The sequence below is a fragment of the Candidatus Electronema sp. TJ genome, assembly GCF_048287355.1.
Classification (GTDB): domain Bacteria; phylum Desulfobacterota; class Desulfobulbia; order Desulfobulbales; family Desulfobulbaceae; genus Electronema.
Genome location: NZ_JBLWEP010000084.1, coordinates 1 through 7,137, shown reverse-complemented (window position 1 = coordinate 7,137; position 7,137 = coordinate 1). Strand labels below are relative to the sequence as shown.

Genomic DNA, 7,137 nt, shown 5'->3' with positions numbered 1-7,137 from the left:
GCGAAAACACCGCTCTCCTATCAGGAGCGTACCTACCGCAGCGTGCAGAACTCCGGTCTTGTCGCCTCAGAAGTCAAAATGGCGGAGACTGATCTACACATCTTGGCAGACAGGCCAGTTGAAGACATGGCCCTGCTGGCGGTGGCCAAGGTGCGGGCAGAGATTGAGGGCTACATCCGCCAGCATCCGCTTTTTCTCAGCAGCTTGTCGCCGCTGCCTTTGGACAGCGGTGCGCCGGAGCCGGTGCAGGCCATGTTGGCCGCCGGACTGGCCGCCGGTGTCGGGCCGATGGCCGCTGTGGCCGGAGTGATTGCGGAAGCTGTGGGGCGGGAACTGCTCAGGCAGGGTTTGACAGAGGTGATTGTGGAGAACGGCGGCGACCTTTTTCTTGCCCGGACGCAGCCCAGCGTGGTGGCTGTCTATGCCGGGGCATCCCGTTTGAGCGGCAAGCTCGGCATCTGTCTTCAGCCTGAGCAGCTGCCCTGCGGCCTGTGCTGCTCTTCAGGCACGGTGGGGCATTCGCTCAGCTTTGGTGTCGCCGACGCTGCTGCTGTGCTGGCCTCTTCAGCCGCTATAGCTGATGCCGCCGCCACCCGTTTGGGCAACGAGGTCAAAAGCAGGGACAGCCGCAGCGTCAGCCGGGCTGTCGGCTTGTCCAAGCAGATTGAAGGCGTGACCGGGGCTGTAGTGATCGTCGGCGATCACCTTGGCGCATGGGGAACTGTCGAGCTGACGCAGCTGTAACAGCGGGAGAGGAGCACCGGGGACTCTTTTACAGCCGCTCAGAACCGCCCGGGTGTCTTGTCTTGAATGTCAATCCGCTGATTGATCATAACAACGCTGTTCTGAGGCTGAGGCACCTTGCGAAAAACGTATTTTCCTCCCTCCGCCTTGACTATCGGCACCTGCCGCTCCTGCTCAAAGAGTTCGTAGCCTTCCCTAAGGTTCTCCCAGAAGTCCGCCCAGTTGGAGTTCTTATTCCGCTGCATGTTGTCCTTGGTCATACGAAATGGAAAAACATGGACACTGAACTGCTTCTGTCCCTGCAAAAAGGCTTGGTGGCCGAGCAGATACAGCTCCTCGACTTGGAGGTTGCCCATAGCGAAGCATCCTTGGGAAATGCATTTGCCGTGCACCATGATGGCACCGCCGGTGCGGCTGTTCTCGCGGTCAACGGCATTGGGATAGCCTATGTCAAAAGAGAGATGATAGTTGCTGAGGGGATTGAGCTGACCGCCGGAGACAGTGTAGAAGCCCTCCGGGCTTTGCAGGTCGCCCTCGAACATTTTAGGGCCGACGGTGCCGGAATAGGCGCAGATCGGATAGGTCTTGAACAGCTCAAACTTGCCGTTCTTCCGCACCCAGACTTCCAGCTGCTTAGACTGCTTGAATATCCGCATGAAGACCGGCTCGCCGAGCCGCATTCCTTTGGCTGAGAGCTGCCGCTCCACTCTGGGCCGGGCGTTGTTCATGAAAGTCTCGGCCTTGGAGCTAGTCGGCGGCAGGCCGTCCAGCATGGGCTGGGCTGAAGACAGGGAAACAAGGCTGACCAGAAAGGTGCCAAGCAGAGAGCCGAACAAAATGCTGCTGCGCATGATTGCCGTGGTTTGCGGGGTGAGATTTAAATTTAGTCTGTTTAGATCAATACCAGTGGGCGGAGGCAAGAAAAAAGCGGCATCCGCCGCCCGGCTCCTTCCCTTGCAGGTGGAGCAAAGATATTGTAAAAGGCCTGCTGCCCTTCTGTCAACCGCAATGCGCTCTTTCCGCCGCCGGACAGTGGGCTTTACAGAATGCCATCATTTTGCTTGAGCATTTTCTCTATTTTTGGCAAATCCACTTGAAGGCAAAGACTTATGAAAATATCTCCCAAATTGCTTTCTGTGTGAGGAATGAGCATACTGTGATCTATTTCATAGAGGCTGACAGCCTTTTGCATGTCCGCATCATACGTGCTGTCGATACTTCCGGTATAATATTTGAGTTCTTTCAGCATCAGTTTGAGATATTTGATCCGCTGCCGCTCATTCAGCTTCAGCCATTGCTGATACGCTGTGACAGTGGCGTTCGGAGACGGACCGTTCACTGCGAAACATTGGGAAAAATCAACAGGATTTTTAGGGTCAAGATGCTGGTATACGCCTCTGAGAGCCCACAGCGCGGCAGCTTCCACTAGAGTCCGCTGTGCACCGTGAATCCCCTCGCGCAATTTGGACTGCGTGGCAAAGCTGATGCTGCCTTCGCCGTAGCCAAGGCCAACCGAAAACTTGTCTGATTCCGTATAGGTGTTCAGCGTCAGAGTTGTGGCCGCAATAATAGTATTGGCAAGCGGATTTCCTATGTGCACAGCCAGAGACAGACTTCTGGATGCTTTGGACACGCCGTATTCAATTTCCGTCTCGCCATGTTTTCCCTTTGTTTCACCACCACTACTCGCGCCTTTATTGTAATAATCAGCAGAATCATTTTGAGTGAAAATTCCTTTTATCCTGAAAATATGTGAAGCAGAATATATTTTTGTAAGTTCTATCAGATATTCGGGAGGAATTCTTCCATATTTGTCTTCTAGCATCAGACCTTGCGGCATGGAATAAGGCAAGATAATTTTGTTGCCGGAGACAGTCCGTTTAATAATCGCCTCAAAGTCATATTTTCCGCCGTCTGCCAGCGGACCATCTCCTCGCACAGACCGCCCTGCCGCAACTTGGATGTCACTGACGACAGGAACGGTTCCATCATAAAAATCATCAACTAACAGTAGTACTCCTTTGAGTTGTTCTGCCTCGTTGATCTTCCCTCCCATGCATTTCAATGTTTCTGTCAGGCTTGTCAGGGCAGGATGTGGTGTTTCTGCCGTGATGTTGGACATTGAGGAATTGATGGTTGTACAACCTGAGCCTGCAAGCAGGAGTAAAATTCCACTCAGCCATGAGGTTTTGCAAAAAATATCCATGGCATGTTCCGAATGAAAAATGGATGAGGAGAGACAGGAGAGAATAAAACAATTGAAAATTATCCATCCAGAAAGGATAGATAAAAATAGTGCTGGAAATTCTTGACAAAACTCTATCTAGCGGTTAGCTACTGGCATTCAAGTATAACTGTGTCAACATTGATAGATTGAAATGCATCTCCGCTTCCTTCATTATAATTACCGTAAAAAACACATTTCGGCTGAACCAAGCTGTCCACAATCACGTTCCCTTCGGCTATCGCATATCCATTGGTTTTAATTGAAGATGTTTCTGCTGGTAGCGTAACAGCTTCTTTCTGGAGAATGCTGTCCCTTTGGCTCATAACCGACTTCAGGCTTGGAGCAATGTCCACATCAGGAATCGACACTTTCTTGATTTCGCAGCGGCCATTCCCGTGCCAGCCTAGACACATGCACACTATGAAAGACAGCGTAAAAAGTATTTTCTTCATAACGCCCTCTCTTCATCAGACTTTCTCAGTTGCTGGTGATGACATTGATGCCTTGAATTCCGTCTTTATTGTTGCGTGAAGTCATGACCAATGCACCGCCGACAACAGCAACCTGTTGAATTTCATCCGCATTGCCACCGCGATAGATATTCACCCCTTGAACAATGTTGTCCCCTTCCGCCATCGTCATGGATAAGCTTCCTTCAATATCCGCCACCTGCACAACCTTGCCGGAAAAAGTCACTCCTGAAATTACATTAAGACCTTGGACGCTGTCGCCATCACTGTATGAATCCAAAGTCAGCTCGTTGGCAGCGGAGACACCTTGAAACAAACCCGCATTAGCAGCATCAACAAACTGGTTGAAAACAGTGAGATCTGCGCTTTTGCTTTTCAAGGGCATCAGCAACACTCCTGCCAATGAGGCAGCCAAACAAATCTTTCGTACCATATCACTGTCTCCTCCGGCTGTCAGGAATTTGCCTGCCGTTTATCTATGAGAGCTTTCATCAGCATCAAGCATTCCTCAATGCTGACGATGCAATGAATACTTGCATACGGCTCAGGCTGAAATTATCACCCTCTGGGCAGGAGACGAAGACTGAATCATACCGCGCAGCCGTCAGCACACTCCTGCCGCAGAACAGTCACTCACAGCCGGCACTACCACAGGGTCTGATCACATTGATGCCTTGCACAGAATTTCCGGGACTGCTGTTGGAGACCATTTTCGCGCTTCCAATGACGGCACCCTGCATAGCCAGCACAGCGACCTCACCTTTGAAGACATTCACACCTTGCGTCACATCCTTGCCTGCCGCATTGTCCATGATAACGGGGCCGCCGATCTCAGCACTTTGATGCGGATCATCAAAGGCCTTGCCGATCACCACGTTGCCGCCCATGGTAGCCCCTTGATCATAGTTTGAATCCATCTCCAAGCTGTTGTCAGTTGCCAAGCCTTGGGCTATGCCGCTGACGATGCCTGAGAAAGGATCAAACAACCCGGCTGCCATTGCGGAGCTAGGAACTCCCATCAGTCCTAACGCCAGTATCATACTTGTTTTTTTCCACATAATCCGTCTCCCCTTGACTGAAAAGAAGTACACAGCAAACAGTCCTGCTCCTCCTCTTCACATAGAATAAAACAAATGGCAGGACAAATCAAGAGAAACCAATAAAAAAACAACCAGAACAGCACATGAAATTTGAATGCTGCAACAGTATGCGAGATCCGCAGCCCTGAGCTTCGCTGATTCCCCTGCTGGCCCATGATGCAGAACGGTCCTCCAGCATCAGGGCATCCTCGATGCTGCCCTTCATCTTCTCTCCTTCCGCTGCCACTGCTTGTCCAAAGCCCGTATCTGCTTGAATAGCTCAGTGAGGTTGAAGCTGATGAGCGGGGGAGTGGACGTAATCTCAACAGCACTGACGAGACAACCTGTAAAAGACAGCTTCTCGTCCGGCTTCAAGCCTGTTTTATCGCCAATCCCTGCCAGCCCCTCCCTGACCCTCGGCTGCGCCAAGCCCAGCAGGTCTGTGCGCTGTGTCTCCTGGCCACCAGAGTCCCAGATATTGATTCTGATCTTCCGCCCGCTGACTTTCTGTTTGCCCCGGATGATGATGCCGCACGTGGTGTCTTCGTGATTGTCAAACACCTCGCCGCGCAGCTGCCTGACCAGCGAGGTCTTGCCTGCCGCCCCGTCGCCGATGAGGAGCGTCTTCACCTTGTTGAGGGGGCACTGGCCTTTGTCCGCCCTGTCTTCCTAAGCAGTTCTTCATTCGTCATCGCCTGCGCACTTGTGGTGTTGGTTGGTCGGTCGCTGTGTCATTCCGAGCACGCACGCTTGCCGGATTTGAGCAAGCACGCTTGCTGCCTGCGAGCACGCATGCGCACTGGGTATGAGCAAGCACGCTTGCTGGATGCGAGCACGCATGCGTGCTCGGCAGGTGTCAGCATGCTCATAAGCCAGGAGCCAGGAAGGGCGGACACATAGGCCGCCCCTGCCGAAATCATCCTCAAGGGTGCCTGCCAGATTTTCTGCAAGGCGCGGGCCTTCAGTGCCGCTTCCTGCCTGCGCCGCGTTCTTTGCCCTGCTTGTCAGAGCCGGACGAGCGCAGCATGCCGCCGGGAATCCGGCTTCTTGCCTGCGCGGTCAGATGCCGCCGCACCGCCCTGATGCCCTGCCGGGCGATGTCTATCGGCGGGGAGACGAGCGGGTTGCCGTCAAACAGCCCACGGAGGAGGCTTTTGATATGGAACAGGCCGTCCGGCAGCCTGCTGATGCGGTTCTTGCGGACGTTGATAAAGGTGAGATGCTGGAGCTGGCTGATCTCCTTCGGCAGGAGGAGGAGCTTGTTGCTGTCAAGCCAGAGCCTTTTCAAGGCCGCAAGCTGGCCGATCTCCTGCGGCAGGGCGGCGAGGAGGTTGTAGCCGAGGTCAAGCGACTCCAGCTTGGTCAGCAGGCAGATGTCAGGGGGGATTTCGGCAAGCTGGTTGCTGCCGAGGTTGAGCAGGCGCAGGCTGCTCAGCTGGCCGATCTCCGGCGGCAGCTCGGTCAGCTGGTTGTGGCTGAGGTCAAGCGCATCCAGCTCCTGCCACTGGCTGATCTCCGGCGGCAGGGCGGCCAGCCGGTTGTAGCCCACGCTGATTTTCTTCAGGCTGCTCAGCTGGCCGATCTCCGGCGGCAGCTCGGTCAGCCGGTTCATCCAGAGATTCAGCTCGGTCAGCCCGGCAAGCTGGCCGATCTCCGGCGGCAGGGTCTCCAGCCCCTCGTTGCTCAGGTTGAGCCTTCCGGCCCCGCTGGCCCTGGCCTCCTCTATCCTTTGCAGCAGCTCTTCATGTGTCATAGCCTGCGCACCTGCGGTGGTTGTCGTGTGGAATCCGGCGACCTCAACGCCGTCCTTCAGACAATCTACAGGCCGCGCGCCAGATTGTCCACAGGCCGCGCGTCAGATTTCCGCCGCGCCTCCGCCTTCTTGACCTGCACCGTCAGACAGTCCTTGCCGAACTGCTTTCTGAGCTGCTGGAAGAAGTCTGCGCAGGGCCGGACAGCCATGTCAGGATGGGGGGTGATGGTCACAGCCAAGGTGCAGGCCTTGTCCGCCGCCTTCCTCAAGGACAAGATCCAGCCTGCCTTGGCGGATGTCATGCGCCAGCTCGGCTCTCCTGCGCCGAGATTTACGCCGCGTCCACGGCCTCCTCCCCAGTGAGCAGGAGGAAGAGGCCGTCGTTCATCTGCGCCAGCGCGTCCTTCATCTCCTGGCAGGCGGCCACGCTGCGGCAGTTCTCATGCAAAGCCAGACTGAGCGCCTGGCCGAGCGCGTCCAAGCCGGTCATTGTCATTGCCCCAGCTATGGCAATGACCGCGAGCAAGCCGCCAAAGCCGAGCATCAACTTCTGTCGTATACCGATCATTTCAAGTTACCTCCGGGGAAGAGTAAGCAAAGCCCGTGCCAGAACAGGCAGCACGGCAGGCGCGGTTTTATGGGGAAGAGCTGAGGAGCAGCCTTGCAAAGGGCAAGGACAGGGAGGCAGGAGCCTTGCGAAATACAAGGGAGCAGGACTTCTTGGCGCTTGAAGCGGCGGCGGCTTCCTCGAACTTGACAGGGCAGAAGTGCTGGCATATCCTTCAGCATATTATGCTGCCACCGCGAACTATCATAATCCAACAGACTGAATTATGCAGACAGAACGGCGTGTCCGCCAAGCTG

General features: G+C 54.7%; 11 protein-coding genes. 1 reads left to right on the top strand and 10 read right to left on the bottom strand.

All coding sequences use genetic code 11. The features are described from left to right. Positions 1 to 744, top strand: a 744-nt coding sequence (locus ACNKID_RS07505; RefSeq protein WP_417912823.1) for a UPF0280 family protein, incomplete at its 5' end; no start/stop codon positions are given. A 38-nt stretch (positions 745 to 782) separates the two neighbouring features. On the opposite strand, the gene ACNKID_RS07500 is transcribed toward ACNKID_RS07505, so the two are convergent. The 10 genes from ACNKID_RS07500 to ACNKID_RS07455 form a co-directional block, all read right to left on the bottom strand. After that, positions 783 to 1,595: a L,D-transpeptidase family protein gene (locus ACNKID_RS07500; protein ID WP_417912822.1), complete on the bottom strand. Its 813-nt coding sequence runs from the start codon at positions 1,593 to 1,595 to the stop codon at positions 783 to 785. Between the two features lie 188 nt (positions 1,596 to 1,783). Continuing rightward, positions 1,784 to 2,950, bottom strand: a complete 1,167-nt coding sequence (locus ACNKID_RS07495) for a hypothetical protein (protein WP_417912821.1) — start codon at positions 2,948 to 2,950, stop codon at positions 1,784 to 1,786. Between the two features lie 128 nt (positions 2,951 to 3,078). Next, positions 3,079 to 3,423 (bottom strand): hypothetical protein, encoded by a 345-nt coding sequence (locus ACNKID_RS07490; RefSeq protein WP_417912820.1) that lies wholly within the window; start codon positions 3,421 to 3,423, stop codon positions 3,079 to 3,081. 25 nt (positions 3,424 to 3,448) lie between these two features. Beyond that, entirely contained in the window at positions 3,449 to 3,874 is a 426-nt protein-coding gene (locus ACNKID_RS07485) for a hypothetical protein (protein WP_417912819.1), read from the bottom strand. 196 nt (positions 3,875 to 4,070) lie between these two features. Next, complete coding sequence (locus tag ACNKID_RS07480; protein WP_417912818.1) at positions 4,071 to 4,499, bottom strand: hypothetical protein; 429 nt, start codon at positions 4,497 to 4,499, stop codon at positions 4,071 to 4,073. An 88-nt stretch (positions 4,500 to 4,587) separates the two neighbouring features. Further along, a complete protein-coding gene (locus ACNKID_RS07475) occupies positions 4,588 to 4,746 on the bottom strand; it encodes a hypothetical protein (protein ID WP_417912817.1) in 159 nt (52 codons plus the stop codon). Next, positions 4,743 to 5,150: an ADP-ribosylation factor-like protein gene (locus ACNKID_RS07470; protein ID WP_417912816.1), complete on the bottom strand. Its 408-nt coding sequence runs from the start codon at positions 5,148 to 5,150 to the stop codon at positions 4,743 to 4,745. Before ACNKID_RS07470 ends, ACNKID_RS07475 begins: the two co-directional genes overlap by 4 nt. 331 nt (positions 5,151 to 5,481) lie before the next feature. Further along, a complete protein-coding gene (locus ACNKID_RS07465; RefSeq protein ID WP_417912815.1) occupies positions 5,482 to 6,273 on the bottom strand; it encodes a leucine-rich repeat domain-containing protein in 792 nt (263 codons plus the stop codon). 65 nt (positions 6,274 to 6,338) lie between these two features. Next, positions 6,339 to 6,575: a hypothetical protein gene (locus ACNKID_RS07460; protein ID WP_417912814.1), complete on the bottom strand. Its 237-nt coding sequence runs from the start codon at positions 6,573 to 6,575 to the stop codon at positions 6,339 to 6,341. 29 nt (positions 6,576 to 6,604) lie between these two features. After that, positions 6,605 to 6,841, bottom strand: coding sequence for a hypothetical protein (locus ACNKID_RS07455; RefSeq protein WP_417912813.1), 237 nt, complete (start codon positions 6,839 to 6,841; stop codon positions 6,605 to 6,607). Positions 6,842 to 7,137 lie beyond the last annotated feature (296 nt).

Coding starts and splice junctions, on each gene's coding strand:
- ACNKID_RS07500 (WP_417912822.1), bottom strand. CDS start 1,595: ATGCGCAGCAGCATTTTGTTCGGCTCTCTGCTTGGCACCTTTCTGGTC.
- ACNKID_RS07495 (WP_417912821.1), bottom strand. CDS start 2,950: ATGGATATTTTTTGCAAAACCTCATGGCTGAGTGGAATTTTACTCCTG.
- ACNKID_RS07490 (WP_417912820.1), bottom strand. CDS start 3,423: ATGAAGAAAATACTTTTTACGCTGTCTTTCATAGTGTGCATGTGTCTA.
- ACNKID_RS07485 (WP_417912819.1), bottom strand. CDS start 3,874: ATGGTACGAAAGATTTGTTTGGCTGCCTCATTGGCAGGAGTGTTGCTG.
- ACNKID_RS07480 (WP_417912818.1), bottom strand. CDS start 4,499: ATGTGGAAAAAAACAAGTATGATACTGGCGTTAGGACTGATGGGAGTT.
- ACNKID_RS07475 (WP_417912817.1), bottom strand. CDS start 4,746: ATGAAGGGCAGCATCGAGGATGCCCTGATGCTGGAGGACCGTTCTGCA.
- ACNKID_RS07465 (WP_417912815.1), bottom strand. CDS start 6,273: ATGACACATGAAGAGCTGCTGCAAAGGATAGAGGAGGCCAGGGCCAGC.
- ACNKID_RS07460 (WP_417912814.1), bottom strand. CDS start 6,575: ATGACATCCGCCAAGGCAGGCTGGATCTTGTCCTTGAGGAAGGCGGCG.
- ACNKID_RS07455 (WP_417912813.1), bottom strand. CDS start 6,841: ATGATCGGTATACGACAGAAGTTGATGCTCGGCTTTGGCGGCTTGCTC.